This window comes from Mesorhizobium sp. M4B.F.Ca.ET.089.01.1.1 (assembly GCF_004022605.1).
Taxonomy (GTDB): Bacteria; Pseudomonadota; Alphaproteobacteria; order Rhizobiales; family Rhizobiaceae; genus Mesorhizobium; species Mesorhizobium abyssinicae.
In genome coordinates, this window is sequence record NZ_RZOS01001149.1 from 1 (window position 1) to 653 (window position 653).

Annotated in this window: 1 protein-coding gene; it reads left to right on the forward strand. The window is 69.5% G+C overall.

The features are described from left to right. Nucleotides 1–501: HRDC domain-containing protein (locus tag EN780_RS36510; RefSeq protein ID WP_189557104.1), on the forward strand; the 501-nt coding region annotated here is incomplete at its 5' end. Between the last annotated feature and the right edge of the window lie 152 nt (nucleotides 502–653).

The window sequence follows — 653 nt, forward strand, 5'->3', positions numbered from 1 at the left end:
GTCGCCGCTTGGCGCGAGCGCGAGGCGCGCGAGCGCGACGTGCCGCGCGGCCGGGTGCTGAAGGACGATGCCATCTATGAGATCGCGCAGCAGGCACCGCGCGATTCCACCGCGCTCGGCCGGCTGCGCACGACGCCGAAAGGCTGGGAGCGCTCGGCGACCGCAACGGCGCTGCTGGGCGCCGTCACCACCGCGCTTGCCCTGCCCAAGGAGGCGATGCCGAAGCTGCCGAAGACGTTCCAGCCGCCCGAAGGTTCGAGTGCCGCGGCGGAGCTGCTCAAGGTGCTGTTGCGCATCGGCGCCGAAAAGGAAGGCGTCGCCTCGAAGGTGCTCGCCTCCAGCGACGATATCGACCGCATCGCGGCCGAGGGCGAGGATGCCGACGTGCCGGCTCTTCAGGGCTGGCGGCGCGCAGTGTTCGGCGAACAGGCGCTGAAGCTGGTGCGCGGCGAGATCGGCATCAAGTTCGACAAGCGCAAGATCGCCGTGTTCGACCTATAGCGCCAGCCGGAAGCGTTCAGCCCACGCCGGCGAGGTGCAACGCGAACAACGCCCAGGCCAGCAGCAGCACCACCGCGCCGAAGAAGAAGACGCGGCTGCGGTGGCGCAGGTTGTTGCTGCTGAGATGCACCCAGGCATGGACGTAGCGCGAC